Consider the following 25,445-nt stretch of genomic DNA (forward strand, 5'->3'; position numbering starts at 1 on the left):
TGGGTTCCGGCAAATCACGTACGCGCAGCACTCTCCATTGCTGGCGCGGTGGGACTGCTGATCCCGCTAAACCCCTAAACCGCTGGCTTCCGCCACATCACCGCAAGCACCAGCACTACAACACTGAGGCCAAGCATCACCAGGACCATGGTCCCCCAGTTCGCCTGGTTCACGCCCGGGCCGTAGAGCACGCCAATCAGTACGGTCGCGGTGATGGCTCCGAGGTAGCGGCAGGTCTGGAAGATACCGGCGGCCACTCCCCTTTCTTCGGGACGGGCAGAAACGTAGAGGCCTTGGTTAGACGCTGTGCTGACCACCCCGTACGGCACACCCATCAACGCCGTCAGCACGAACACCAGCGGCGCCCACAGAGTCATGGTCAGGAACCCGAGAGTGCCGGCCGCAATAGTCAGGATCAGCACCCCGGTGATCAGGACGGGACGCACGCCGAACCGCTCAATGAACCGCACGGTTAGTGGCGTCACCACAACCGACAACGCCGCGAGGGGCAGCATGAGCAGGCCCACCACGCCGGCGTCGTAATGCCCCGCCTCCTGCAGCAATTGCGGAAGGCCGAAGAACGCAAAGTAGTAGACGCCGCTGAACACGACGAACAGCAGGTAGACCAGCAGCAGCGGCTGGTTCCTGCCCAGCAGACGGAGGTCCAGAAACGGCGGTTGGAAGCGCAGCTCGCGCCAGGCGAACAGCGCGCCGATCACAGTGGCAGCACCCAACAGATACCAGCGGTAGCCGGGCATCACGTTGAGCAGCGCCATCATGGCAAGCATTAGTGAGGTGACGAACGCCAGGATGCCGGGGATGTCCGAATCGCGGATCAGTTGGCCGAGCCTGCCGGTCTCACGCCCGGAATCCACAGGCGCCACTTTGTAGACCACGATCATGGCCAGCAAGGCGATGGGCACATTGATCGCGAAGAGCGCCTGCCACCCGACCAGGCTCACCAAGAGCCCTCCCACCACGGGCCCAACAGCCGCCGCCGAGGTGTTCGCCATCTGGATCCGGCCCAACGGCCGCGTGGACGGCAAATTGGCCAGCCGGCTCAGCTCGGTGACCATCACGACGGCGGACGGGTACGCCGTCGCGGTCCCTACAGCCATGAGCGCGCGGGCCACACAGACCAAGGCGAAGTTGGGCAGGAACGGCGCGATCGCGCATGTGACCGCCACCAGGGCCATGCCGAACATGAACAGGCGTCGCGGACCGAAACGATCTGCGAGCCGGCCCATCAGGGGCTGGCCGGCGGCGGATGCGAGATAGAACGAGGTGATCACCCAGGTGACGGTGGCGACGTCGAGCTCGAAATGCTCCCGCAACACCACCAACGCGACGGCGATCATGGACGAGTTCAGCGGGTTCAGCGCCGTCCCGAGGCTCAGCGCAGCAATTGCGAGGCCGGGACGAGGTTTGTTGGCGGTCACCCGTCCAAGTCTGCTCCATGGTTGCCTCGGGTCACGAAACAGGTTCGGTGGGCGGACCTACTCCTCGAAGTGCGTGGTGATCTTCCCTGATGAAACTGCGGAGATGATCGACTTGGCCAGGTGCCGCAGCTTGATGTTGCGGTTACTGGACGCGGTGCGAAGGATGGTGAAGGCCTCGTCCTGGCTGCAGTGGTTCTGAGCCATGATGGCCCCGACCGCAAGATCGATCACCGTGCGGGACTGCATAGCCGCTGCAAGATCGTTCCGGGCATCGCTGAGCTGCGCGATCTTCAGGGCGAGCCGCAACGACTTTGAGGCGTGCGATGCGAAAACTTCAGCCCGCTCTACGTCCGCGTCGCTGAACGCGTCCGGCTGCTCGGAGTAAAGGTTCAACGCCGCACGCGTATCGCCTTCCACCAAAAGCGGGACGCTCAGGATGGATCGCAGCCCTGAATGCGAGGCAGCCTGCACATAGTCGGGCCAGCGGTGTTCCTGAAGAAGGTCTGGCACCATCACCGGCGTGAGCTTGTCCATGGCCGTGAGGCAAGGGCCATCAAAGTCGTTTTGAAGCTCGTCCATTGCTCTGGCGCGATCGTCGCTGCTGGCTGCGGTGGCCGACTTCTTGCGACGCAATACGGTGATGCCACAGAAGACGGGTGCTTCTGTGTGCGAGAGGCTTTCGGCGGAGAAAGCCGCCAGATCGCCGAGAAAAGCCTCGACGTCTTCGCTGCCCAGGACGAGATCCAAAAAGTATCCATTCTGGAGAGCTTCCTGCTCAGGGCGGGGGTTGACCATGCACGTTCCTACTGACTGAAATGCGTCCCCAGCAGACAGCAAAGGAGCGAATATTGCCGCCCTCTGCAAAACGGTCTGGCAATACCTTATCGCCCAACGATCAACGGTACAAAGTGCTGCACGGAACGGCCTGACCTGCGGATACGTGAGTCCGAATGTGCCATTTGTCAACTAAGGCAAGGGTTTCACGCAACCCGAAAAGTAAGTATGCTTACTATCACAATCCGAGATCCGCCATCCGGACAGTTAGTACAAAGGAGTCATCTGATGGGCGTAGAAGACAGCATCCGCAAGGCCACCGAAAACGTAATGGAAGACCTCGCCGGTACCTCCGATCCCGTCGACGACGGGCATGTCCCCGAACCCGGAGAGAAGGACGACGACATCCAGGTTCACTCCTCCATCAGCGAAGGCTCAAACGCCATGGACGAGGACTCACCCAACGGCAATCGCAAAGGCGGACAGGGCCGTCATCGTGCGGACGGAGCGCCCGACGGCGGCCGGGGCTAGGAAAGAGCGCTAGGAAGCCGGGGCCGCCGTCGAGCCCCTCACCACCAGCTCCGTTCCCAGTTCGATCCTCTGCGGCAACTCCTCGTCCCCTTCAAGGTGACGGAGGAGTGCGCGCATGGCAGTCTCGGCCATCTGGACCACTGGCTGGCGGATGGTGGTGAGGCCGGGCTCGATCCACTCGGCAGCGGGAATGTCGTCGAAGCCGATAATGGAGAGGTCCTCCGGAATGCGCAACCCAGCGGATCGGGCTGCGCGGTAGGCACCGAGGGCCTGTGCATCGTTACCTGTGAAGATCGCCGTCGGCCGCTCGGGAAGTGCCAACAGAGCTTCAGTCCCCCGGGCTCCCGACTCGGTGGAGAAGTCACCCGGAACCATGAGCGCAGAATCAGCCTCAACCCCACCTCGCCGCAACGCCGCCAAATACCCGTCCTCGCGGGCACTGCTGCACTGCAAATCCTCACGGCCGCCAATCATGCCGATCCGGGTGTGGCCAAGCTTCAGCAGATGCTCGGTTGCCGAGAAAGCACCGTCCCAGTTGGCGGCGCCAACCGTCATGAGGTCCGGTCCCGGCTGCCCCACTGGATCGATCAGGATCACGGGAATGCCAAGCGATTTAATGCGCTGGATCTGCTTGGAGTCCAGTTCGTAAACAGCCAGCAGCACGCCGTCGGACTTGCGCTCTGCTAGGTTCGCCAGCCACGGGCGGATCCGCGAACCGTCCAGCGACAGGCTGCTGACCACGGTGCCGTAACCGGCTTCCTGAGCCACGCGTTCCACGCCCTCGATGATCTCGCACGCCCACTCGGAGCCCATGCCAGGGAACACCAGGTCAATGAGGCCGGCCTTCTTGCTGCGCTTGGCAGGCCTGCGGGCGTAGTCGCGCTTGGCGATGATCTCTTCGACCTTGGCGCGGGTAGCCGCGGCGACGTGCGCGTGGCCGTTGAGGACCTTGGAAACCGTGGGCACGGAGACGCCAGCCTCCCGCGCAATCTCGCTGATCGTTGCACGCCCTGAATCCTGCTTGGTCACCACGGTCCCCACCTTCCAGCCGGAATTTACGTCCCAGCGACGACAGTTTCGGAAACTTCCCACGCTTGGATCCGGCCGCACATGCCATAGATCCTGCGGGATTTCCGTTCGCCCATCGTAGTCCTCGCCTCCTGCAAGTAGAAACTTTCCAACGACCCGAGAGAATCCAACTGCTGCCCCGTCACGGCTGCCTGCCGTTCCGCTCCCCCGCTGAGAAGGTCCCGCCAGCCTTCCGTCATGGCGCTCACCAAACCCGCCGCTGCCGCATGGAATTCCGCGAGCGCCGAAACTCCCGACTCCAACACCGCGGCCTTCAGCTCCAGATACCCCTCCAACGCCAGATCCCGACGACGGCGCGCAGCCGCCTCAGCTGCAGCGTCACCGGCGTCGGCGTCTTTGAACACCAAGGTTGCGGCGCGAGAGTACGCGTCGACATCCACCAGGTGCTCGGCAGCGAAAGTCAGGACGGCGTCCCCATTCTCCGGCAGCCCGGCATTCTGCATCACCACGAGGACCCTGAGGTCGCCACTGTCGTTGATGGCGCGGTGGATAGTGCCGGGCGTGAACCAGACAACAGTCCCGGGCGCGAGCGGAGTAGAGGTAAAGCCGCGCGAATCCAGGGTTTCCAAGCGGCCTGTCCCCTGCTGCACTACATAGGCCTCCGTCGATGCCGTGTGCATATGCGGAGACCCACCGGCTGCGCCGTCCAACCCCGGCCAATCGTAGATGCTGACCTCAGACACCGCCGTGGCACCCGGGAAAGAGGTGCGCATGTCAGGTGAAGTGCGCATGTCAGGTGAGGTGCACATGTCAGGCCCAGGCATCCAGCGCGGACTTAGCGGCGTTGGCGAGCGCGGCGGCTTGCTCATCCTCCAGCGAACCGTCGGTAATCACGACGGCGTAGCGGTAGCTGAGCGGTTCGCTCACCTTCAGGGGGACTACTTCGCTGAAGAACGGGGCCGAGCCGAGGCAGGCGAACATGGAGGAGCGGGCGAACCACTGATTCGCGGCGCCAGGATTGGCTTGGTCCTCGACGAACAGGATGCTGGACTTCCGGCATGTGACGTCGTGCTGGCCAGTGAAGGCGATCCAGGGTGAGCGGGTGCCCATGAACTCGTCCGCGCCGGTCCCGTTTTCTGATCGGAACTCACCGCCGGTGAAGGATCGGGGTCCACGCCAGAACAGGCCACCGTAGCCAGCGTTGTCGCGGCCTTCCGTGGTGGGGCTTCCGATGTCGATCTGTCTGCCGGAGACGTTCTCCATGGTGGTTTCGAAGAGGAGTGCCCACGCGTTTCCGGCCGGAAGGAGTTGGATGGCAAAGCGACGCTTTTCACTGATGAAGGGTTGGCCCTGCTGCCCGGGTCCGACGGGTTGGACAGTCCAAAGCATTGTTTCTGTGGCGGTAATGGAGGTGCCGGATTCCTCGATGCTAGTGAACGCCTGATGGTTCATGGCGCCGTTGTTGTCCAGGTTGGCGTAGCCGGTCTCCCGTGTGTAGGTGGCTCCGCCCCAGAAGTTGTGCTCGCCTACGTTCGGCAGCGCCCAGGAAAGACCTTTGTGCCACACGTGGTCCCATGGCCGGGAGATGGTGACTTCGTCTCCTTCCAAGGTGGTCAGTGGATGGAAGTAGGGGCGGGGGCTTTCGTACTGGTCATCGGCCGGGAGGTAGGTGTAGCTCGCGATGTCTTGGTCCCCCACCGTGAAGGTTAGGGAACGGCCGTCGTCGCTATAGCTAAGGGTGTCGGTCACGGCGGACTGGGCGGTGGTGGTCATAAGGGTTCTCCGGTTTCAGTGAAGGAATTTAGAAGCGGGCTGTGGAGGCCAGGACACGGGTACCGCGGCCGTCGCCGTCCATGCCCTCGTAGAAGGCATGGCCGGGGACGATTTCCCCGCGGCGCACAGCTCGTCCGGTGAAGGCCGAAGCGTAAATTGCGGCAGCGAACTCCAGCGTCTGCCGCGCTGAGTCCGCGCCGGCTGGGAGCGGCAGCCCGGCGTCGAGCGCGTCATACATGGCAAGGAACTGAGCGGAGTGTCCGCTCCCCCGCTCCAACGGTTGGCCGGTCCACGCACCTGAAACGGCCTCATCGTGTCCGGGTGCCGCCGTGATGGTCCAATCCTTGATGCTGTAGCCGTAAAGGTGGCTGAGTTCGATGGTGGCGAACTCGCAGTCGACGCGGATGTCCGAAGTTTCGCGCGGTGAAAGCAACGAGTTGATCACCGTTGCGGCGGCGCCGTTGTCGAAGCGGACCAGCGCGGCGGAAAAGTCCTCGGTGGAGGTTGCGCGAGCTTGCCTTGAGGCGATGGCGCTGACCTCTTCCCACGGACCGAGCAGGTGGAGGAGAAGATCGAACTGGTGGATGCCGTGCCCCATGGTGGGTCCGCCGCCCTCCGCCTTCCAGGTGCCACGCCAAGGTAGGTCGAAGTACTCGTCCGGGCGGTACCAAAGGGTATCGCAGCGGGCCACGAGTGGGCGGCCAAAGTCGCTGCCGCCGATCAGGCTCCGTGCGGCTGCCGAGGCATCGCCGAACCGGTGCTGGAACACGCAGGAGAACTGCGCGCCGCCTCTGGCTTCGGCCTCGTTGAGGCGATCGAAGTCGGCCAGGCTCAAGGCCGGCGGTTTCTCTGACAGCACGTGCGCCCCGGCCTCGAGGCACTCAATTGCCTGGTCAATGTGCATCATGGGCGGTGTGCAGAGATGCACGATGTCCGGCTTGGCCTCGGCAAGCAGCTCCGTGAGGCTCTGGTAGCGGCCGGCTATTCCGTGGTTGTTGGCGAAGGCCTGTAGGCGTGCGTCGTCAACATCGCATGCGGCCACTAACTCGGCCCGATTGTCTGTGCGGGCGAGGTTGGATGCGTGCACTGCCGCGATTCCACCTGTGCCCACGATGGCCACTTTGTACGTCTGCATGTGTGAGTCTCTCCGTCGAGCTTGCTTGATCATGTACGAAAGTTTCGTATCGCCATGTGAGGAATTTCCATGACTGAATTCCCGTCAGTGCTCAACGCTATGGAGAGCGGTCAAGCTAAGTCAAGGGATACGGGCTATGTAAAGTAAACGTAGATTTCTGATAGTTTCTAAAAATCATCGTCAGAATCCAAGGAGAAGCCTGTGAGCACCGGCGCCGCCGATCAGCAAGCACTTGCCCGCATATCCGCATCGGACGTCGTGGAGCACCTCATCCGTGAAATGACCCTTGAGGAAAAGCTCGCGCAACTGGTGGGAGTGTGGGTCAACGCATCCACTGACGGCGATTCCGTGGCTCCCTTGCAAAGCCAGATGGCCGGTGACACGCGTTCTTGGGATGACATCATCGCCAACGGACTCGGGCAGATCACTCGCATGTACGGCACCGTCCCCGTGGAACCCTCCGAAGGCGCGCGCCGCCTGGCCGCAGCCCAGGAACAGATCATGGCCGCCTCCCGCTTCGGAATACCAGCGCAGGTTCACGAGGAATGCCTGGCCGGTCTGGCTGCCTGGAAGGCCACGGCCTTCCCTGTACCACTCGCCTGGGGCGCTACCTTCAACCCTGTGTTGGTGCGGGAAATGGCATCCCGTATCGGAGCGACCATGCGGTCCTTGGGCATTCACCAAGGTTTGGCCCCCGTCCTGGACGTGGTCCGCGATCTCCGTTGGGGCCGGGTGGAGGAAACCATCGGCGAAGACCCGTATTTGGTGGGCACGGTGGCCACCGCGTACGTGCAGGGCCTGGAAACCACCGGAATCGTGGCCACCCTCAAGCACTTCGTGGGCTACTCAGCTTCCCAGGCGGGCCGCAACCATGCGCCCGTCTCCATGGGCCCCCGAGAACTCGCCGACGTCATGCTGCCGCCGTTTGAAATGGCGATCCGCCACGGGGCCGCGCGTTCGGTGATGCACGCTTACACCGACGTCGATGGCGTACCGGCCGCCGCGAACCGCGCCCTTCTCACCGGGCTGCTACGTGAGGACTGGGGCTTCGCCGGGACGGTAGTGGGCGACTACTTCGGCGTCGCGTTCCTGGACATCACCCACGGAGTAGCCGCTGACTCCGGTGACGCTGCCGTGCTGGCGCTGTCCGCAGGCGTTGACGTGGAATTGCCTACTGTGAACTGCTTTGGTGAGCCGCTGCTGCGTCGTATCCGCGACGGAGTACTGGACGAATCCGTGGTTGACGAGGCACTGCGACGGGTCCTTACGCAGAAGGCTGAGGTTGGGCTGTTGTCGCCCGACTTCTCGGCCGTTCCTCCGGTGCTGTCCGGTAGTAGTGAGGCTGGTCCGATTGAGTTGGATTCCTCCGAGAACCGTGCGTTGGCGCGAGAGGTGGCCGCCCAGTCTCTGGTGTTGTTGAGCAACAGGAAGTTCCGTGATGCTCCGGCCCTGCCACTCGAACCGGTGGGCTCCCTGGCAGTTGTGGGTCCGTTGGCCGACGACCCCTTCGCCATGCTCGGCTGCTACTCCTTCGACGCCCATGTTGGTGCGTCGCATCCCGAGGTGCCGATGGGTATCTCTGTTCCTTCAGTCGCGGCCGTTGCAGCTGGGCGGTACGGATCTGTGCTCAGCTCAGTCACCGGTAATTGCGAATCGGCCACGGACGAGCAGATTGCCGAAGCCTGCCGTGTAGCGTCCGGCGTGGACACCTGTGTGGTGGTGGTCGGCGACAACGCCGGACTGTTTGGCCGGGGCACCTCGGGCGAAGGCAACGACGCCGCGGACCTCCGCCTCCCCGGCGACCAGCACCGGATGCTGGACCGTGTTCTCTCTGCATGCGAGGCGTCCGGAACTCGTGCCGTGGTGGTGGTTCTCAGCGGGCGACCCTACGCACTGGGCGACTTTGTTGACCGGGCACACGCGATCGTCCAAGGCTTCTTCCCCGGCGAAGAAGGTGGCGAGGCACTCTGGGATGTGCTGACCGGCGTCGTGAATCCTTCCGGCAAGTTGCCTGTCTCGGTGCCCCGAACCTCCGGTGGCCAGCCAGGCACGTACCTTCATTCCAAGCTCGCCGGTCCCAGCGGGGTCAGCGCGCTGGACCCCTCGCCGCTGTTCGGTTTCGGGCACGGCCTTTCCTATACGACGTTTGAGCTGTCCGATCACCAGCGCAGTGCGCCGACGATGTCGACGTCGGACTCGGTGGTTGTGAGTTGCTCTGTGACGAATACTGGTTCGCGTGCTGGCGCTGAAGTTGTCCAGCTGTACCTGACGGACCCGGTGGGCGAAGTGGTTCGTCCCGTCCGCGAGTTGATTGGCTACGCCCGCGTCGAACTGGAAGCCGGCCAATCCGCCGTCGTGGATTTTATGGTTCACGCGGACCGCACGTCCTTCACCGGGCTGGACCTTAAGCGCGTGGTGACGTCAGGGCTGGTGAAGCTGCACGTTTCCACGTCCAGCGTGTCCGATGTTGCTTCGCATGAGGTCATCCTGCACGGGCCGCGACGAGTTGTGGGGTTCGAGCGGGAGATGCTGACGCCGGTGGAGGTGCGGCAGCGCTAACGTACCGGCACTACTGCTGAAGGTACAGGCATGGTGTCGGTAGGCTTTTGAGATGCTCCCCCACCCGACGGACAGGCTGCGCTTCCGCGAAATGACACCGTCTGACCTGGACGTGATGAGCTCGATGCTCGGCGATCCCGCGGTCATGACGTACTACCCGGCGCCGAAAACCCGGGAAGAAGCAGCAGCTTGGATCGCTTGGAACCAGGCGAATTACGCTCGCGAAGGCTTTGGGCTCTGGATTATTGAAACGCACGACGGCGGCTTCGTGGGCGACTGCGGGCTGACATGGCAAAACGTAAATGGGCGGCCCGAGCTCGAGGTGGGCTACCACGTGCGATTGGAGCTTCAGGGCAGGGGGTATGCAAAGGAAGCGGCCTTGGCGTGTATGGAATATGCCCGGACTTTGCTCGGGACGACCAAACTGGTGGCGATCATCCACCCGGACAACGTTGCGTCGCGACGGGTTGCCGAGGCTATTGGGATGCGGCACCTTGAAGACGATCTGGGCGGATCCATGGTGCGGACCGTGATGGGCGTTGAGTTCAGCTAGCTGTTGTAGCGTCCCGACCCCCTTTTTGCGTCAAGCAGATCGGACATCCGTTTCCGGGTCCCTGCGAGTGTCGAGCATGCTGATGATTTTGCTCTCCAGCGCGGCAACGGTCGCCTCGGGCAGGACGATCAAGCCATCCAGTTCCTTGCGGGCTCGTTTGTACGCGGTTTGACGTTCGGCGGGCGTGGCTGCGGTGTCCTCCGCGATCCGTAGCAGCTTCCGTGCCGTAGCCAGCCGTTGCCGCTCAGGGCCGGTGAAGTTACCATCTTTGATACGCCTGGCTTCCCGTTCGGCAACGTCGAAAGCGAGTTCGTAGCTGTGGACTGCCGCGCGGTACTCAGCCAGCCGGGCCGGCGTCGAAATTTCTTCCGGGGTTGCGGGCCGCAAGCCGTCGGCTTCTTTCTTGGCCCGCAGGAAGGCGACGGTGAGCGGTTCGCGGACGTCCGTCATGAGCGGGAAATCAATGAGGTTGCCGACGTCGAGCTCGTAATCCAGCCACCTGTGATTCACCGAGTCATGCGCGGCAATCAACGAAACAACCTCAGCCTGGTTGGCTTCCTCGTGCACCGCGAGTTGGTTCCGCAACTTCAGCAACTCAACCTTCCGGCGGTGCCGCTCTGCGCTGGCCTTGGACCACTGACTTGCCCAGCCACCAGCCATCCCGCCGATCGGGAAAATGAGCCACCAGTAACTGCCAAGGAAATCGAAGAGGGGTTCCACTGCTCCATCCTCCCACCAGCTCTGACCGGGCCTCAACAGGACCCGGCAAGTCTGCCTATTCCGTGATGTTGAGTGGTTTCGTGGGGAGAACGCAGGAGGCCGCACCCCGTGGTGACCGCCGTCGTTAACGTCGCCGCAGATATCGCCAGCGCCACGCGTTGAAGCAGGCGCTGGGTCTGGGCTGCTTCAACCATGCCCTCATTGTGGCATTGCCGTCGTACCTTCCCGCTACGATGCCCGTATGGACCAGCGACTGCATTTCCTCACATTCGCCACCAAGGATCTCGACGCCGCGCGCGCGTTCTACAAGGACGGGCTCGGCTGGGATCCGGTTATGGATGTTCCCGGCGAGATCCTCTTCTTCCAAGTAGCACCAGGACTGATGCTCGGCCTGTTCGACGCCGCGAAGTTCGATCAGGACCTCGGCGCTACTGCTCCGACGCCGGGAGTCAGCGGCGTGACACTCTCACACAACGTGAGCAGTGCGGCGGAGGTTTCCAGCACCATCGACACCCTGACGGCGGCGGGCGCCACTGTGGTGAAGCCCGCCCAAGCAGGCGCTTTCGGCGGCATCTTCCACGGCCATGTCAAGGACCCGAACGGAATCGTCTGGGAGATCGCGCACAACCCCGGCTGGCGCGTTGACGACGACGGCAAGGTGGTTTTCGGATGACTGCGTTCCCTCCGACGTTCGCTGACGACGTCATCAACCAAGATTATCGAGCTCAGTTCGATAGCTTCTTGGAGGAGCACCGCAGGGCCCTGAACGCCAGCTTGGATGGACTCACCGAAGAGCAAGCACGACGGCCTTTGGTGCCTTCCCGCACAACTCTTCTAGGCTTGGTGAAGCACGCAATCTTCGTGGAGAAAGTGTGGTTCGACGAAGCCATTACGCAGAGGCCCCGCGCAGAGATTGGCATCCCGGCATCACCCGACGAGTCGTTCATTCTGGACGACAACGACACCATTGCCAGCATTCAAGCAGCTCACCGCGAGGCGTGCGAAGCTTCCAGGCGGGCTGCGGCTCCCCTTGGGCTTGACGACCTTCTGCTGGGAAACCGCCGCGGTCCGCTGCCGCTCAGATGGGTTTACCTGCACATGCTGCGGGAGCTCGCCCAGCACTGCGGTCACGCCGATATCCTGCGGGAACAGGTCACGTCGTAGCCGCGAGCTAAAAATGTCAGACCCCCATGACAGGGTTGTTTCATGGGAGCCATCGGGACAATCTTCGCGCAGCGGGTTAGGGTGTCGCGCGCGTCGATGTTCCCACGAGGCGTCCCCGCTAAGTCACTAGGCGTGCCAGGGAGGATTGCCGCGTTCAAAAGCACGACGGCGGCAGGCACCCTCGCGGATCGCCCCCGGGCCGGTGAGCTGCCTCGCGGGCCGGTGTCGTTGACATGGTCGTCGGGATTCAGCTCGACCGCAAACGTGAACCCAGTGGCCATGGATCATGGTATGCGTATGACGCAGGCGGACGACGCCCTGAGCTCGCTCCGCGAATCCATCGCCGACGAGGCCCTGCTGTTGGGGTTTGTTGAGGCCGCGGATTTCGCCGGCAGGGTCGAGGAGATCTCCCGGTCGGTGGAGTATTTGCAGCTGGTTGCTGCGCAGGCGGTGGAACGGACCCGGAAGGAAGCTCAGCAAGCCCGGCCGGGGGTGTCGGCGGCAGCGCCGGAGTGGCGGACGGGGTGGACTGAGCCAGCCGGTGCTTCGGCGGTTGCTGGAGACGCAGCGTCACCAGGTGCCGGCCCGGCGGGAGCATTCCTGGCGGGAGCGAGCCACAGTGCGGCCCACGTGAGTGCGGCCCTGGCGGGAGTAGCCCATGCCGCGGCGACGGCCCCGGCGGGCAGTTTTTTGGATGATGGGTATCGGAACGCCGCGGAATTCTTGCGGGCACGGTTGCGGATCGGTATCGGCGAGGCCCGGCGCAGGCTCGCACTCGCCGCCGAGGTCCTCCCCCAGGCCGGAATGACCGGGCAGGACGTCCCGGCCCGGCGTGAAATCCTCGCCGACGCCATCGGATCGGCTTTGGTGCCCTCCCGGTCCGCGACGATCATCAGTACCGCCCTGGACAAAGTCCGGCACCTCGCAGAACCCGGGACCATCACCGACATGGAACACGCCCTCACCACCACCGCCATCGAATCCGACCCGGACTTCGTGGCCAAGATGGCCCGACGCTGGACCGACCTCATCGATCAGGACGGCCCCGAACCCACTGAAGAAGCACTCCGCCAACTCCAAGGCGCGTTCCTCCGCCGCCGACGCCGCCACGGACTCCACCACCTCGAAATCTTCGCCACCGCCGAACAATACGAAACCCTCACCACCGCCATGAACGCCGCCACCAACCCCCGACTCAATGGTCCGGAGTCCGGCACGGCACCCAGCGAAGGCCCGGATCAAGGACCTGGCACAGGTTACCCGGCCGGATCAGGAGCCGACGAAGCAACCATGCAAGAAGCAGATCTCGGATCAAGCGGCCCGGATCTGGACCGGCGTTCGAGGGCGCAGAAACTTCTCGACGGCCTCGTCGGTGCGTGCAGCGTCGCGATGAGCACCGGGAAACTCCCGTCGAACGGCGGCCTCCGACCCCAAGTCACCGTCACCATCGACCGCCGCGACCTCTTCAACCAACTCCAACTCAGCCCCACCCAGCCCGGCTCCGGGAACCGGCTCAGCACCGGCACAGCCACGTTCACCGGCCCGATCCACCCGAACACCATCCGCAAAATCGCCTGCGACGCCGACATCCTTCCCGTCCTGCTCGGCAGCGACTCACGCGTCCTGGACATCGGCCGCACCACCCGGATCTTCCCACCCCACATCCGCAAAGCCATCACCGCCCGCGACCAAGGCTGCGCCTTCCCCGACTGCACCATGCCCGCACCCTGGTGCGAAGCCCACCACACCACCTACTGGTCCCACGGCGGCACCACAGGCACAAACAACGGCACCCTGCTCTGCAGCCACCACCACCACCTCATCCACAAGGAGCAATGGCGCATCGACATGACAACAGGAATCCCCTGGTTCATCCCCCCACCCCACATCGACCCCCACCAAACACCCCGACGCAACCACCACCACACACCCCTCAAGAAATAAGTGTGTTGCGTGGGATACGCCGCGGGCGTAGGTGAAAGTGAACTTCGGGGTCTGATTATTGGGAGGGCCACGCGACACTTTGTTCGCTTCCGGGCAGCTCCCCGTGTCGGCCCGTGCCCGCAACGAAGAGGATCCCCACGTCCCCGACAAGCGAGTCCCCATTTTGGCATACCAAAACTCCGAAATTATCGCAATGGGCACAGATATCACTTGCATCGAGGTGCGAGACTGGGGCATTCTGGAATACCAAAAGCATACCGCCGTCAATGGCGGCTCCGACAGCTCGTCCCCCAGGAGTACAACGATGTGCCTTCACGACCACACCGCAGCCCCCACGCCCAAGGGTGAACTGCCTCGCCGAGGGATCCTCGCCGGAGCCGCCGCACTGGCCGGGATCTCCGTAGCGGGCATTGCCGCGCAGTTGGCATCAGCGCCCGCGGCCCTCGCGGATAACGCCCCGTCCGGACCGAACTACCCCGGCAAGCCTCTGCCTACCCAAGCAGTGATCATTGAGGGTGGAACCGTGGTGGACCCCAAGACCGGCGATGCCGTGGCAGACGGCGTGCTGGTTCTCGACGGCGGCAAGGTCACCGCCGTCGGAAGCCGCGACGAGACGCGGAAGGCAGTGGCCGCCGTCGCAAAGCGTGCCCGCGTACTGAACGCTTCGGGCAAGTGGGTGCTCCCTGGCCTCGTCGATGCCCACGTCCACGCCAACGCGATGGCCGATGCCCGCGCGCTCCTGCAGGGTGGGGCCACCAGTGTCCGCAGCGGCTCTAGCACCTTTTACCAGGACATTGCCTTGGCCGCCCTGCCGTCGTGGGCCCCCGGTCTCTCACCCAGGATGACACCGGCAGGCTTGTTCATCTCCCCGGATCAGGGCGATTCCCTCTTGGCCGATCCGGATCTGGCCCCTTTGGCGACGCTGAGTGGCGGAGTCAAGGAGCCCCAGGATCTTGCGTACCTCACCCGTGTCAACCTCAAGCGCGGTGCCCAGGTCATCAAGACCCGCGCCAACCCACGGGCCGGCCTTCCCGAGCAGGACCCCCGCGAACTGGTGCACAACGTGGACCAGATCGGAGCGATCGTCAAGGCGGCCAAGGGTGCCGGCGTCCTCTGCCACGCCTACAGCGCCGAGGGCATTGATGGCGCAGTCCGGGCCGGTGTCCGAAGCATCGAGCACGGCGTCTTCATGACGGAGAACACCATCAGCGAGATGGCCCGACGCGGGACGTTCTTCACGCCCACCATGGATGCCATCACCAGCATGGCCAATTCTGCGAACCCTATTCTGGCCGCCCGCGGTAAGGAGTACACACCCATCTTGCAGGCCGCAGTCCGTGCAGCCAAGGATGCCGGCGTCACCATCGTGGCCGGAACAGATTCCTTCGGAACGGATGTCACGCCAATCGGCACCGAAGCCCGGCTGCTCGCTGAAGCCGGCCTCACCCCCTTGGAGGCACTCCAAGCCGCCACCACGAATGCTGCCCGTTTGCTTGGACAGGGCGAAAGCGTGGGACGGCTGGTCACCGGCTCGATGGCCGACGTCGTGGTGGTTGACTCCGATCCGTTGACGGACGGCTCCGCTTTGGAGAAGGTCAGCACGGTAATCGCGCAAGGTGCTGTAGTCCGGACGAACCTCTAGCCGCCCTCGGAAGGCCCGGCGGCCACCGTGAACCTGGCCTCAACAGACGCCAACAATGGCCGGGAGTTAAGGCACGCCAGGTACACAACGAGTCCAGCGACGAACAGGATCAGCCAGGCGGTTGTCATGACCAGGACAAAAGCGGTGACAAACAGGATGCCGGCATTCCCCAACGACCCCCTCCGCTGTGCGCCCAAGGTGTAGACGGACAAGCGGTAGATATCCCTGGTGCGGAAAGTGAAGCGGGACAGGAGGAGCATCGCGTTCATGGCTGCAGTGCAAACCATGAGCGCGAGCCCTACCAGCCCTACCCGCGCGGCCAACTGGACAGGATCCGCTTCGCCGGACCCCGGCGAAGCGGATCCTGGCAGGACGCTCAGGTTGAACGCGATGATGCCGAGGAAAAGCATGTACGGCAGCCACACCGCCACTGCCTGGCCGAAGTTGCTCCGATAGGACTTCAGGAAATCCTGGAACACCCCGCTGTCCTCGCCTGCCAGGAGCCGGTTGAAGGCGTAGCAGGAAGCCACAACGGAGGGTCCAAGCAGCATAAATCCCAGCAACGCCAGAGGACCAACCCCAAGCAACAGTGGAACAACCAGCACGTTCGCCAGCACCAGTAAAGTGCTGCTGACCATAACGCCGTATACCGTGCCCGCCGCTTTGAATAACGGCCCGGACCCGTATTCTGCCTCCCTGCCTGCCATCTGAACTATTTCTTGTCCGCGTAAGCCTTGTAGGCCTTGTTCGCCAGCTCGACGTACTTTGTCTGTCCCTTGCTATCGAGTTCCTTCACATAGGCGTCGAACTCGCTGAGGCCGCGCTGCCCGGTAATGAACTTGAGGGTGTTCTGCTTGACGTGGTCCTTGAGCGGGGTGAGCGCCAATGTGGCTTGTTCGCGGTCGACGTCGTTGAATGGCACTGGCGGCGCAACCGGGCGCGGCTTCTTGGACTTCATGGCCTTCTGGAACGCGAGTTCCTCATCGTTGAACGTGGAATGCAGCAGTTCCGTAGCGCCACCATAGGCGAAGTTCCCACCAGAGAAGCCGTAGTCCACCCGCAGGTCCTTGGTCCCGGCGGGGTTGAGTCCCTGGAAGTTGATATCGGCGGCGAGTTGGCGCTTCCCGCCGGACTTGGTGAACGTGGTTCCTTCCACGCCCCACTTGCTGAACTCCTGGCCGGCGTCGCTGTAGAACAACCAGTCGATGTATTGGATGAGCGCCACAAAGCTGTCCTTGTCCTTTACGGACGAGTTCAACATGATGCCGTTCTCCAGCCGGGTCCCGCCGATGATGTCCCCTGCCGGGCCTCCGGGAACCGTGATCTTGCCGATCTCGAAGTTGCCCTTGCCCAAGGTCTGTTCCATGGAGGTGCGGTAAGTGATGACGTTCTGCGAGTTGGCACTGATAACAAACGATTTGCCGGAGACGAACTTTTGAATGGCGGCGTCGTCGGTCTGCGTGAAGCTTTCGGGGTCCATCAATCCTTCGGAAACCAAGGAGTTGAAGTAGGTCACCACTTCCTTGAACTCGCCGGAGCCGGCAGCGAAGCCGAACTCCTTCTTGTCTGCATCAAACTGCAGCCCATCCACCAAGCCCCAACCCGCCACGGTTCCAAAGGACGGGGCGGCAACGTTGAGGACGCAGTCACCTTTGAAGCGGTCCGAGAAGGGCACGACGTCGGGATAAGACTTCTTGAGCGACCGCAACACTTCGCGGAACTCATCCCAGGTGGTGGGCTCGGCAAGCCCCTCCTTCTTCAGGATGTCTTTCCGGAGGCACAGCGAGTAGTCGGGCCACAGTTCCTCGTGCAGGCCGGGAAGGACGTAGTACTTGCCGTCTTCCTGGGTGAGCGCTTCAATCTCGGGCTCAAGCTTCCACTTCTTCACCTTCTCCTGGAAGTGCGGCATGAGGTCCACATAGTCGCTGACGGGGAGAACCGCCCCGGCGGAAACGAACGCCGCTTCCTGCCCGGGGTACGTTTTCGCGATGATCTCGGGGGCGCTGCCGGAGCTGATGAGCAGGCTGCGCTTCTGCTCATAGTCGCTGTTGGGAACGATGGTGGGTTCCAGTGTGACGTTGTTGTCGCTGGCCATCTTGGTGAACAGAAGCCAGTCCTTTTTGTACGGGTAGGTTGGCTGGTCCGAGAACAGGAAGGTGAACGTCAAAGGCACCGTCGCCTTGAAGGTGTCTCCTACCTTGAAGCTGTCCATCGCACCGTTGCGGGATTTGGTGGTGTCTACTTTCTCGGCGGTGTCGGAGTCGCAACTTGTCATCATCAGACCGATGGTGACCACGGATGCGAGTCCAAGGAAGTCGCGCCTACGGAACTCTCGCTTGTGGATCATTGAATGCCCTTTCATAAGTGTTATTCCTTGACGGACCCGAGCATCACGCCCGAGAAGAAGTACTTCTGGACGAATGGGTAGATACAAAGGATGGGGATGACGGTCAGGACGATGGTGACCGACTGGATGTTCGCGGCGATCTGGCCGACGTTTTCCGCTGTGCCGCCGGCTGAGCCCGCTGTGGTGACTCCGGCGATCATGTTGCGCAAGTAGATGGTGACCGGAAAGAGATCCGGGTTGTCGAGGTAAAGGAAGGCCTGGAACCAGGAGTTCCAGTTGGCCACCGCGTAGAACAGCACCATGGTGGCCACGATTGCCTTGCTGAGCGGCAGCACAACCCTGAAGAGGACGCCGTACTGGGTGAGCCCATCAATGGATGCTGCTTCTTCCAGCTCACGGGGCATGTTCTCGAAGAACGACTTCATGATGAGCAGGTTGAACACGCTGATGGCGTTCGGCAGCACCACAGCCCAGATGGTGTCTCGCATGCCTAGTGAACTGATGAGGACGTAGTTGGGAATCAGTCCGCCGTTGAAGAACATGGTGAACACTGCAAGGCCGATGAAAACGCTGCGCCCCTTGAGTTCCTTCTTGGCGATTGCGTAGGCGAAGGACGTGGTCAGCACCATGGAGATCGCCGTCGCCACTACCGTGTACAGCACGGTGTTGCCGTAGTTGTTCCAGAACGTGGAGTCAGCCAGGATCAGCTTGTAGGTTTCGGTATTGAACCCCATAGGGAACAGGTTGACCTGCCCGGCGTTGATGAAGCCCTCGCTGGAGAACGACTGGGCAATGATGTTCAGGAACGGGTAGGCCGTCAAGAACACCACGAGCAGCAGGAACACCAGGTTGAGGGCCCGGAAGACCCGCATGCCGGTAGACACTTTCATGTCTTTCAGGAGGACGCCTTGGGCTGGAGCACCCTTGATGGCAGTAGCTGTCTTGTTCACCACAGGCTCGTTCCTGCGACGCGCTTGGAGATCGCGTTCGCTGAGAGGATCAGCGTGAGGCCAATGACGGATTCGAACATTCCGATTGCGGCCGCGTAGCTGAAGTTGCTGGATTCCAAACCCACCCGGTACAGGTAGGTGGAGATGACATCTGACGTTGCGTAGTTGAGCGGGTTGTAGATGAGGAGGATCTTCTCGAACCCCACCGCCATGAACGTGCCGATGTTCAGGATGAGCAGCGTGATGATGGTCGGCCTGATGGCGGGAAGGGTCACGTGCCAGGTCTGTTGCCAGCGATTGGCGCCATCGATCCTGGCCGCCTCATACAAGGACTCATCCACGCGGGTCAGCGCCGCGAGGTAAAGGATGGCACCCCACCCCATGGTCTGCCACACCTCAGAGCTGATGTACATGGGCCGGAACCAGCCCGGATCCTGCGTGAAGTTCACGGTGGTTCCGAACAGGGTTTCCGCGATCTGGTTCACGGTGCCGGTCATGGAGAAGTTCTGCAGGATCATTCCGGCGATGATCACCACTGACATGAAGTGCGGCAGGTAGGCCACGGTCTGCACGAACTTCTTGAACTTCTGCGATCTGAGTTCGTTCAGCATCAACGCGAAGATGATGGGCATCGGGAAGCAGAAAACCAACGTCAGGACACCCAGGATGATGGTGTTCTGGAAGGCCTGCCAGAAGCTGGGGTCGTTGATGAACAGGGTGATGTATTTGAAGCCCACCCATTTCTCGCCGAAGATACTTCCGCCCGGCTGGAATTGGCGGAACGCGATCACGTTTCCGGCCATCGGCAGGTACCTGAAAATCAACAGGTACAGCAGCGGCAGTGCCAACAGCGTGTAGAGCCGCCAGTCGCGTTTGAGGGCCAACTTCCAGCTGCCGGGCTTGTCGCGCCGCTTCTTTGCCTGCCCGGGTTCAGCGCCCGGGACAACCTTGGGGGGAACGTCCAGTCGTAGTGCCATGGTTCGCCTCCCTATCCTGCTGTTTCGTCGAGAATCAGGACGCCGTTCGCAGGGAGCTCAACCAACCCCCGAACCGCGCCTCCGGTGAGTCGGTCAGTGCCGCCGTCGAGGACGTCCACGCTGGCAGGCGCGTCGTTGTGGTTGAGCACCATGAGGAAACTTCTGCTGGTGCCGTCGACGCTTTTGCCGGCACGACGGCGGGCCTGGACTCCCGTAGGCGCCTTCAGTTCCGGTTCCACACCGGCGGCGAGAAGTTCGTCGTCGAGGAGCTGGTTCAACAAGCCTTCATCAACGCGTGCCGATAGGTACAACGCCGATCCCTCACCGAAGGAATTGCGCGTGACAGCCGGTGTTCCCGCCAAGCGCCCGGATGTGTAACTGGCCACGACGTCTGCAGCTTCGGCGTGCAGATGCTCAGTCCAGTAAGTGGCGGAGGACGTTCCGCCGTCGGGCGTTGAGAGTTTTACTTGTTCGCCGTCCCCGGCGAGCGGATGCATTTCCTCGCTCCACGCGCCCAAAACGTTCCGCAAAGCGCCGGGGTAGCCGCCCAGCCGGATGGTGTTGTTCTGGTCCACGATGCCGGAGAGGTACGAGACCACCAGTCGTCCGCCGTCGGACACATAGTCTTCGAACCGCCGGGCGGCGAGGTCCGTAAGGAGGTACGACGCCGGCATGATCACCACGCTGTACGCGGAAAGGTCGCTGTTGGCATTGACCAAGTCAACGGTGATGTTGGCATCGAACAGTGGCCGGTAGAAACGCAGGACCTCCTGCGCATAATTCAGGTCGGAGCGGGGCGAGTTGCCCAGTTCCAAGGCCCACCAGCAGTCCCAGTCGAAAACGATGGCCACGTGAGCCGTGGAACGGGTACCGGTCAGGTCCCCCAACGCCTTGAGTTCCTCTCCCAGCCCGCAGACTTCACGGAAGATCCGTGTATTCGGACCAGCGTGGTTGACCATGGCAGAGTGGTAGCGCTCAGTCCCACCCTTGGCTTGGCGCCATTGGAAGAAGAGGATGGAATCGGCGCCCTGGGCTATGGCTTGATATGAACCCAGGCGCATTTTGCCGGGAGGCTTGGACACGTTGACGGACCACTGACTAACCGCGCCGGTAGCTTGCTCCATGACCATCCACGGCTGGCCCTGGCGGAGTGAGCGCATGAGGTCGAAGTTCAACGCGGCGGCGACGTGAGCGTCGTCTTCGCGTGGGTCCGGGTAGATATCCAGTGCAACAGCGTCTTCTTCTGCAGCCCAGGCCCAGTAGTCGTTGGTCTTGTAGAAGCGCATGAAGTTGGTGACGATCGGCAGGTCCGGGCTGTGCCGGCGGAGAATGTCCCGTTCTGCCGTGAAGTGCTCCAGCATGCTCTCCGAGGTGAAGCGGTGGAAATCCAGTCGGCGCGAGGGGTTGGACCATGTGCGGGGCTGCGCTGGGACACGGACTTGGTTCCAGTCTGTGTAGAGCTGGCCCCATACCGCGGTGCTCCAGGCTTCGTTCAGCTCATCCAGTGAGGAGTACTTCCGCTGCAGCCACGCCCGGAACGCTTTCTCGGCCCACGGACCGTAGGACACCGGACCGTATTCGTTGCCCACATGCCACATTCGGAGCGCGGGATGTTTGGCGTAGCGCGCCCCCATCTTCTCCGCCAAAGCCAGCGACTTGGCCCGGTACACGGGGTGGGAAACGTCAAAGTGCTGCCGGGATCCGAAACCGAAGATGCTGCCGTCGGCTCGTTCCGGCATCATGTCCGGGTGCTGCTCAACAAGCCATGCCGGCGGTACAGCGTCGGGTGTGGCCAGGTCCACGCCGATGCCGTGCTGGTGCATGAGGTCCATGACGTCATCCAGCCAGCCGAAGTCGAAAACGCCGTCACTGATTTCCAAGCGGCTCCACGCGAAGACAGCCAAGGTCACCAGATTCACTCCTGCTTGCTGCATGAGCTTGGCGTCCTCGAGCCAGACTTCGCGCGGCCATTGCTCGGGGTTGTAATCCCCGCCGTACGCAATGCCGCCTATTCGTTGATGCAGTTGCTGCAGCCGCGCCTCGGCAGTCCGCAAATCCTCAGGGTGGATGGTCATCGTTGTCCTTCACTCGGCCTTCGTCGCCCTGAACAACAGTGCGACGCACATCACAGAGAGAAACTATCGTAAAGTTTACGCAATAACAACAGGCTGGTATCGGAAACTCACGAGTAATCGGGATAGCAATGGGAGCGTGGATTAGGGCGAAACCACGCGACTTTCGGAGGGATGGATCGCAGTCGCAGCGGGCATGAATGGGCGATGGATCACGTAACTTTCCGACCGAAAATGGAAACTATCGGAATTAGCCTGTCTCACCGAGATCGCGGGAAGCGTGCGGAGAACCTGGAAACCGGGGCGCGGGAGCACCGAGAACGCCGGAAGCTTGCGGATACGCCGGGACAGGAACGGCGATTTCGCAGGGTTCCAGCGACCTGGCGGCAACCCATTGACACGTGACCAAACAGTCACCTATTCTGAGCCCATGGACGTAGTGTTCAAGGCCTTGGCAGACGCAACCCGCAGGGAACTTCTCGATGAGCTGTTCCGCGAGGACGGCCAATCCGCCTCCGCCTTGGGAGCCCGGTTCGAGATGACCCGTTTCGGCATTGCCAAGCACCTCAAGCTGTTGGAGGACGCAGGGTTGGTGGTCACCCGCCGTCGGGGGCGCGAAAAGCTGCACTTCCTGAACCCGGTTCCCATCCGCCTCATCCACGATCGCTGGGTGAGTAAATACGCAGAACCATGGGCCGCTGCCCTCAGCGACCTCAAATCCAGATTGGAAAGTCCCATGGAAAAGATCTTCGAGATTTACATCAAGACCACTCCGGAACGGCTCTGGGAAGCCATCACCAATAGCGACATCCGCAGCAAATACCAGTTCGGCAACACCTTCACCTCGGATTGGACCCCGGGCAGCCGCTTCGAGATGCACAACGTCAAAGCCGATGCGCCGCTCGGAGAGGGCGAGAACATCGAGGTGGATCCCCCACGCCGGCTCGTTCAAACAATGCGCGCGCTGTGGGGCGAGGACGTGAAGGCTGAGGGAACGTCGCGGATCACCTGGGAGATCGAGCCCGCGGGCGATTCCTGTCACCTCACCGTCACGCACGATCAGCTCCGCGAAGGCGCGAACGACCAACTCTACGGTGGCTGGCCCATGATCCTCTCGGGCCTCAAGACCTGGCTGGAAACCGGTGAAACGCTGACTACGCCCGGCTCGCTCATGTACGCGTAGCCACTTTCGGGGGCAACGGCTTAAACGAGGACGACGACGGCGGGCCGCTGCCGCCGTCGTCGTCGATACCTCAGTCTCCCGCCAGTCAGGCGACAGGCGCCGCCGCCTGTTCCTCTGTAAGCCAGGCTGCCTGCATGGTTCCGAGGAGGTGCGGAGCGAAATCTTCCCCTATTTCCAGCACCACACGGCACCGTGCACCGCTCTGCTCCGGGAACCCGGCGTACTGTCCGCGGAGATCGCACACCGTCTGGCCGCGGCCGGGTCCGTCGGTGGTGTCAACCTGAACCCGGACGGTCGGGGCCAGGGTGAGCTCCACTCCCCTGACGGCGATGGCTGCAGCCAGGGGATCGTGCATCGCCGAGCAAGCCCGGCCGAAAATGTCGATGTAGAAGCCGAAGTAGTACCCAAGCATTTCGCCCAGTGCCTGCGAGACCGGGTGCTCGGTGGCGAGCAGTTCCTGGCGGTGGTTTTCCTCCAGGACGTTGGTCATGGTGACATCCAGGGGTACTAGCGTCACGTTCCAGTCGGCGGCCAGGACTTCGGCGGCAGCCTCAGGATCGTTGGCGATGTTGGCCTCCGCCACGGGTGAGATGTTTCCCGGCGCGAGTGCTGCGCCACCCATGATGGTGACCTCGGCGATCAGCTCGGGCAGTTTCGGTTCCAGGCGCAGGGCTTCGGCGATGTTGGTCAACGGGCCGATGGCCACAAGGCGAAGCTCCCCCGCATATTTGTGCGCCAATTGAACCAGCAGCTCCGCGGCTGTGACCTTCACGGGCTCACGGACCGACGGGACTAGATCTACCCCGCCGATGCCGTTATCACCGTGGACGTGCGGAGCGCCGCCGTGGAAAGATCCAACCTGGGGATCATGCGCGCCGACAGCCACGGGGATGTCCGGGTGGCCGGCCAGGTTCAGCAGGTCCAGGGTGTTCCGGGCGCCGCCTGCCGCACTGACGTTGCCACTGACGGTACCGATGCCCACGAGGTCTGCCCGCGGGGAGGCCAGAAGGTAAGCCAGGGCGAGGGCGTCGTCGATGCCGGTATCGCAGTCAAGGAAGAAGGGGGCGGGCTGGGTCATGATGGTCTCTCGTTTCAGGTGGAGCGGACAGTGGTGATGCTGCGTTCGGTGGCGCGCCAGGGCCGAGTGCCGGCGTCGTGCGTTAGATCTTTTCGCCCTTGGGGGCCGCGATGAACAGGCTGACAATGAAGGCAAGCGCCGTAATGGACACCGAAATCCAGAGGGCTGCGGAGTATCCGGCCGCGGTGCCCTGGCCTGCGAACGGTGCAACAGCCACGACGCCGAGGCTCGCCCCGATGCCGAAGGAGGCACCGTTGATGCCCGGCAGCGCGGCTGGCGCTTCCTTGGGCGAGAGCAGCACGGACAGGCCGTTGATGGCGGTGAGGAAGAAGCCGTTGTAGAAGATGCCCAGGGCAGCGATCGCGATGAGGACTGCGATCTGGTTGTGGGCGAAGAGCGCCGCGACGATCGCGCAGGCCAGGCTGGTGGCGGTGCCCACGCGGACCGTCTTGATCCAGCCGCGGCGGTCGGCGATCCAGCCTGCGAGCGGGGCAGCAAAGACGCCGATGAGCGCTGCGGGCGTGAGGAACAGCAGGGCTGCGACCGAAGCGGACAGGCCGAAGCCGTTTTCCTTGTCCTGGCTCAGCAACACCACGGTGAAGTTGATGATGGCGAAGATGCCGGCGAGCGTCAGCACAGTGGTGGCGATGACGGGCCACACCTGGCGTGAACGGAGGTGGTGAACTGCCACGAGGGGGGTTTCGCGCTTCTTTTCAATGAGCCAGAAGGCTGTGAAGGACGCGATGCTTCCGGCAAGCAGGCCAAGGGCTGCAGGCGAGGTCCACCCAGCCGAAGAACCCGTGGACACGAAGTATGTGATGAACACCAGGAACACGGACAGGGAACCCGCACCCCACCAGTCCATCCGGCCCGGCGCAACCGCAGCCTTACCGCCCGGGACTACTTTGAAGACGCAGACGACGGCGATCGCGGCCAGGACGAGCACGGCAACGAAGATCGACTGGAAGCCGAGGGTCTCGGCCATGAGTCCGCCGAAGTAGCCATCCACGCCGCCAACGCCGCCGTTGATCGCTGCGATGATGCCGATGGAGGTGCCGAAGAGTCTGGCGGGCAGGTACTCGTTGAGGACGATGTAGGAGAGCGCGAAGATGGCGCTCGAAACACCCTGCATGAAGCGGCCGGTGACCAGCAACGGCAGGGTGGGCGCGAAGATGCACAGCACGGTACCGGCACCCATGATGGCCAGCACCAACAGGAGTGCATTGCGACGGCCGATGAAGTCACTCCAGCGACCGATCACGGGTCCGGCGATGGCGCCGGCGAGGAAGAACATCGACTGCACTTGAGCCACGGCCTCGGGTGTTTCGCCGAAGAACGAGCCGATGTGTGGCAGTGCCGGCGTGATCATGCTGGCGTTGAGCTGGAACGCCAGTACGGCCAAGACCAGCGTGGCGATCAGCAGCGCGGCGGCTTTGCCCTGGAAGCGACTCTGGTCCGTCGCTGTCTTGGGGTCCGCTGGGGCTGGGGCGTGCGGGTCTACAGCCTGCGTGCCTGTGGCGGTGGGGATGTTCACATCAAACTCCTTTGTCCGAGGGCGCGGGGCGGCGCCACGAG

22 protein-coding genes are annotated in these 25,445 nt (G+C 62.7%); 8 read left to right on the forward strand and 14 right to left on the reverse strand.

Annotation, left to right across the window (positions count from 1 at the left end; all coding sequences use genetic code 11):
• Positions 1–74: 74 nt before the first annotated feature.
• Both J3A64_RS12525 and J3A64_RS12530 read right to left on the reverse strand, forming a co-directional pair.
• Complete coding sequence (locus J3A64_RS12525; RefSeq protein ID WP_210064438.1) at positions 75–1,439, reverse strand: MFS transporter; 1,365 nt, start codon at positions 1,437–1,439, stop codon at positions 75–77.
• A 57-nt stretch (positions 1,440–1,496) separates the two neighbouring features.
• Positions 1,497–2,234, reverse strand: a complete 738-nt coding sequence (locus tag J3A64_RS12530; RefSeq protein WP_043469867.1) for a GAF and ANTAR domain-containing protein — start codon at positions 2,232–2,234, stop codon at positions 1,497–1,499.
• A 267-nt stretch (positions 2,235–2,501) separates the two neighbouring features.
• Between J3A64_RS12530 and J3A64_RS12535 the strand changes: the two genes are divergently transcribed.
• The gene (locus J3A64_RS12535) at positions 2,502–2,744 is read left to right on the forward strand and encodes a hypothetical protein (RefSeq protein ID WP_286176301.1); all 243 of its coding nucleotides are present in this window, start codon (positions 2,502–2,504) and stop codon (positions 2,742–2,744) included.
• Between the two features lie 9 nt (positions 2,745–2,753).
• Here the strand turns inward: J3A64_RS12535 and J3A64_RS12540 are convergent, their stop codons facing one another.
• Genes J3A64_RS12540 through J3A64_RS12555 form a run of 4 tightly spaced genes read right to left on the reverse strand, consistent with a single transcriptional unit; the run spans position 2,754 to position 6,681 of the window.
• Entirely contained in the window at positions 2,754–3,776 is a 1,023-nt protein-coding gene (locus tag J3A64_RS12540; RefSeq protein ID WP_011773878.1) for a LacI family DNA-binding transcriptional regulator, read from the reverse strand.
• A 23-nt stretch (positions 3,777–3,799) separates the two neighbouring features.
• The gene (locus tag J3A64_RS12545; protein ID WP_210066142.1) at positions 3,800–4,546 is read right to left on the reverse strand and encodes a cupin domain-containing protein; all 747 of its coding nucleotides are present in this window, start codon (positions 4,544–4,546) and stop codon (positions 3,800–3,802) included.
• A gap of 37 nt (positions 4,547–4,583) precedes the next feature.
• On the reverse strand, positions 4,584–5,546 hold the full coding sequence (locus J3A64_RS12550) for a PmoA family protein (RefSeq protein ID WP_210064440.1): 963 nt from the start codon (positions 5,544–5,546) through the stop codon (positions 4,584–4,586).
• 28 nt (positions 5,547–5,574) lie between these two features.
• Positions 5,575–6,681 carry a Gfo/Idh/MocA family protein gene (locus J3A64_RS12555; protein ID WP_210064441.1) on the reverse strand — a complete coding sequence of 369 codons (1,107 nt, stop codon included), beginning with the start codon at positions 6,679–6,681 and terminating at the stop codon, positions 5,575–5,577.
• 201 nt (positions 6,682–6,882) lie between these two features.
• Between J3A64_RS12555 and J3A64_RS12560 the strand changes: the two genes are divergently transcribed.
• The gene (locus J3A64_RS12560; protein WP_210064442.1) at positions 6,883–9,240 is read left to right on the forward strand and encodes a glycoside hydrolase family 3 N-terminal domain-containing protein; all 2,358 of its coding nucleotides are present in this window, start codon (positions 6,883–6,885) and stop codon (positions 9,238–9,240) included.
• Positions 9,241–9,292: 52 nt separating this feature from the next.
• Positions 9,293–9,793 (forward strand): GNAT family N-acetyltransferase, encoded by a 501-nt coding sequence (locus tag J3A64_RS12565; RefSeq protein ID WP_210064443.1) that lies wholly within the window; start codon positions 9,293–9,295, stop codon positions 9,791–9,793.
• A 30-nt stretch (positions 9,794–9,823) separates the two neighbouring features.
• Here the strand turns inward: J3A64_RS12565 and J3A64_RS12570 are convergent, their stop codons facing one another.
• Positions 9,824–10,513, reverse strand: coding sequence for a hypothetical protein (locus tag J3A64_RS12570; protein WP_014921006.1), 690 nt, complete (start codon positions 10,511–10,513; stop codon positions 9,824–9,826).
• A gap of 241 nt (positions 10,514–10,754) precedes the next feature.
• On the opposite strand from J3A64_RS12570, the gene J3A64_RS12575 reads away from it, so the two are divergent.
• The 4 genes from J3A64_RS12575 to J3A64_RS12590 all read left to right on the forward strand — a co-directional run bounded on the left by J3A64_RS12575 (position 10,755) and on the right by J3A64_RS12590 (position 15,263).
• Positions 10,755–11,186, forward strand: coding sequence for a VOC family protein (locus J3A64_RS12575; RefSeq protein ID WP_011773870.1), 432 nt, complete (start codon positions 10,755–10,757; stop codon positions 11,184–11,186).
• Positions 11,183–11,677: a DinB family protein gene (locus J3A64_RS12580; protein WP_210064444.1), complete on the forward strand. Its 495-nt coding sequence runs from the start codon at positions 11,183–11,185 to the stop codon at positions 11,675–11,677. The genes J3A64_RS12575 and J3A64_RS12580 overlap by 4 nt, the downstream gene beginning before the upstream one ends.
• 42 nt (positions 11,678–11,719) lie before the next feature.
• Positions 11,720–13,621 carry an HNH endonuclease signature motif containing protein gene (locus J3A64_RS12585; RefSeq protein ID WP_210064445.1) on the forward strand — a complete coding sequence of 634 codons (1,902 nt, stop codon included), beginning with the start codon at positions 11,720–11,722 and terminating at the stop codon, positions 13,619–13,621.
• A 304-nt stretch (positions 13,622–13,925) separates the two neighbouring features.
• Entirely contained in the window at positions 13,926–15,263 is a 1,338-nt protein-coding gene (locus tag J3A64_RS12590; RefSeq protein WP_210064446.1) for an amidohydrolase family protein, read from the forward strand.
• Here J3A64_RS12590 and J3A64_RS12595 read toward each other — a convergent pair.
• The 5 genes from J3A64_RS12595 to J3A64_RS12615 all read right to left on the reverse strand — a co-directional run bounded on the left by J3A64_RS12595 (position 15,260) and on the right by J3A64_RS12615 (position 21,612).
• Positions 15,260–15,901 carry a YesL family protein gene (locus J3A64_RS12595; RefSeq protein WP_286176303.1) on the reverse strand — a complete coding sequence of 214 codons (642 nt, stop codon included), beginning with the start codon at positions 15,899–15,901 and terminating at the stop codon, positions 15,260–15,262. The genes J3A64_RS12590 and J3A64_RS12595 overlap by 4 nt on opposite strands.
• Positions 15,902–15,975: 74 nt before the next feature.
• A complete protein-coding gene (locus J3A64_RS12600) occupies positions 15,976–17,625 on the reverse strand; it encodes an extracellular solute-binding protein (protein WP_210064448.1) in 1,650 nt (549 codons plus the stop codon).
• Between the two features lie 5 nt (positions 17,626–17,630).
• Positions 17,631–18,500, reverse strand: coding sequence for a carbohydrate ABC transporter permease (locus J3A64_RS12605; protein WP_014921001.1), 870 nt, complete (start codon positions 18,498–18,500; stop codon positions 17,631–17,633).
• A 56-nt stretch (positions 18,501–18,556) separates the two neighbouring features.
• Positions 18,557–19,537, reverse strand: a complete 981-nt coding sequence (locus tag J3A64_RS12610; RefSeq protein WP_011773863.1) for a sugar ABC transporter permease — start codon at positions 19,535–19,537, stop codon at positions 18,557–18,559.
• Positions 19,538–19,548: 11 nt separating this feature from the next.
• The gene (locus J3A64_RS12615) at positions 19,549–21,612 is read right to left on the reverse strand and encodes a beta-galactosidase (protein WP_210064449.1); all 2,064 of its coding nucleotides are present in this window, start codon (positions 21,610–21,612) and stop codon (positions 19,549–19,551) included.
• A 427-nt stretch (positions 21,613–22,039) separates the two neighbouring features.
• Here J3A64_RS12615 and J3A64_RS12620 point away from each other — a divergent pair, with 427 nt between their 5' ends.
• Positions 22,040–22,792 carry a metalloregulator ArsR/SmtB family transcription factor gene (locus tag J3A64_RS12620; RefSeq protein WP_210064450.1) on the forward strand — a complete coding sequence of 251 codons (753 nt, stop codon included), beginning with the start codon at positions 22,040–22,042 and terminating at the stop codon, positions 22,790–22,792.
• An 85-nt stretch (positions 22,793–22,877) separates the two neighbouring features.
• Here J3A64_RS12620 and J3A64_RS12625 read toward each other — a convergent pair whose 3' ends face one another.
• Both J3A64_RS12625 and J3A64_RS12630 read right to left on the reverse strand, forming a co-directional pair.
• A complete protein-coding gene (locus J3A64_RS12625; RefSeq protein WP_210064451.1) occupies positions 22,878–23,870 on the reverse strand; it encodes a nucleoside hydrolase in 993 nt (330 codons plus the stop codon).
• Positions 23,871–23,952: 82 nt separating this feature from the next.
• Complete coding sequence (locus J3A64_RS12630; protein WP_210064452.1) at positions 23,953–25,404, reverse strand: MFS transporter; 1,452 nt, start codon at positions 25,402–25,404, stop codon at positions 23,953–23,955.
• Between the last annotated feature and the right edge of the window lie 41 nt (positions 25,405–25,445).

Origin of the sequence: Pseudarthrobacter sp. PvP004, assembly GCF_017876035.1 — a bacterium.
GTDB lineage: Bacteria > Actinomycetota > Actinomycetes > Actinomycetales > Micrococcaceae > Arthrobacter > Arthrobacter aurescens_A.

What these genes read in the sequence shown, in the direction of transcription:
- J3A64_RS12530 (WP_043469867.1), bottom strand. Translation starts at nt 2,234, where the DNA reads ATGGTCAACCCCCGCCCTGAGCAGGAAGCTCTCCAGAATGGATACTTT.
- J3A64_RS12535 (WP_286176301.1), top strand. Translation starts at nt 2,502, where the DNA reads ATGGGCGTAGAAGACAGCATCCGCAAGGCCACCGAAAACGTAATGGAA.
- J3A64_RS12545 (WP_210066142.1), bottom strand. Translation starts at nt 4,546, where the DNA reads ATGCGCACCTCTTTCCCGGGTGCCACGGCGGTGTCTGAGGTCAGCATC.
- J3A64_RS12550 (WP_210064440.1), bottom strand. Translation starts at nt 5,546, where the DNA reads ATGACCACCACCGCCCAGTCCGCCGTGACCGACACCCTTAGCTATAGC.
- J3A64_RS12555 (WP_210064441.1), bottom strand. Translation starts at nt 6,681, where the DNA reads ATGCAGACGTACAAAGTGGCCATCGTGGGCACAGGTGGAATCGCGGCA.
- J3A64_RS12565 (WP_210064443.1), top strand. Translation starts at nt 9,293, where the DNA reads ATGCTCCCCCACCCGACGGACAGGCTGCGCTTCCGCGAAATGACACCG.
- J3A64_RS12575 (WP_011773870.1), top strand. Translation starts at nt 10,755, where the DNA reads ATGGACCAGCGACTGCATTTCCTCACATTCGCCACCAAGGATCTCGAC.
- J3A64_RS12580 (WP_210064444.1), top strand. Translation starts at nt 11,183, where the DNA reads ATGACTGCGTTCCCTCCGACGTTCGCTGACGACGTCATCAACCAAGAT.
- J3A64_RS12585 (WP_210064445.1), top strand. Translation starts at nt 11,720, where the DNA reads ATGGGAGCCATCGGGACAATCTTCGCGCAGCGGGTTAGGGTGTCGCGC.
- J3A64_RS12590 (WP_210064446.1), top strand. Translation starts at nt 13,926, where the DNA reads ATGTGCCTTCACGACCACACCGCAGCCCCCACGCCCAAGGGTGAACTG.
- J3A64_RS12595 (WP_286176303.1), bottom strand. Translation starts at nt 15,901, where the DNA reads ATGGTCAGCAGCACTTTACTGGTGCTGGCGAACGTGCTGGTTGTTCCA.
- J3A64_RS12600 (WP_210064448.1), bottom strand. Translation starts at nt 17,625, where the DNA reads ATGAAAGGGCATTCAATGATCCACAAGCGAGAGTTCCGTAGGCGCGAC.
- J3A64_RS12605 (WP_014921001.1), bottom strand. Translation starts at nt 18,500, where the DNA reads ATGAAAGTGTCTACCGGCATGCGGGTCTTCCGGGCCCTCAACCTGGTG.
- J3A64_RS12610 (WP_011773863.1), bottom strand. Translation starts at nt 19,537, where the DNA reads ATGGCACTACGACTGGACGTTCCCCCCAAGGTTGTCCCGGGCGCTGAA.
- J3A64_RS12615 (WP_210064449.1), bottom strand. Translation starts at nt 21,612, where the DNA reads ATGACCATCCACCCTGAGGATTTGCGGACTGCCGAGGCGCGGCTGCAG.
- J3A64_RS12620 (WP_210064450.1), top strand. Translation starts at nt 22,040, where the DNA reads ATGGACGTAGTGTTCAAGGCCTTGGCAGACGCAACCCGCAGGGAACTT.
- J3A64_RS12625 (WP_210064451.1), bottom strand. Translation starts at nt 23,870, where the DNA reads ATGACCCAGCCCGCCCCCTTCTTCCTTGACTGCGATACCGGCATCGAC.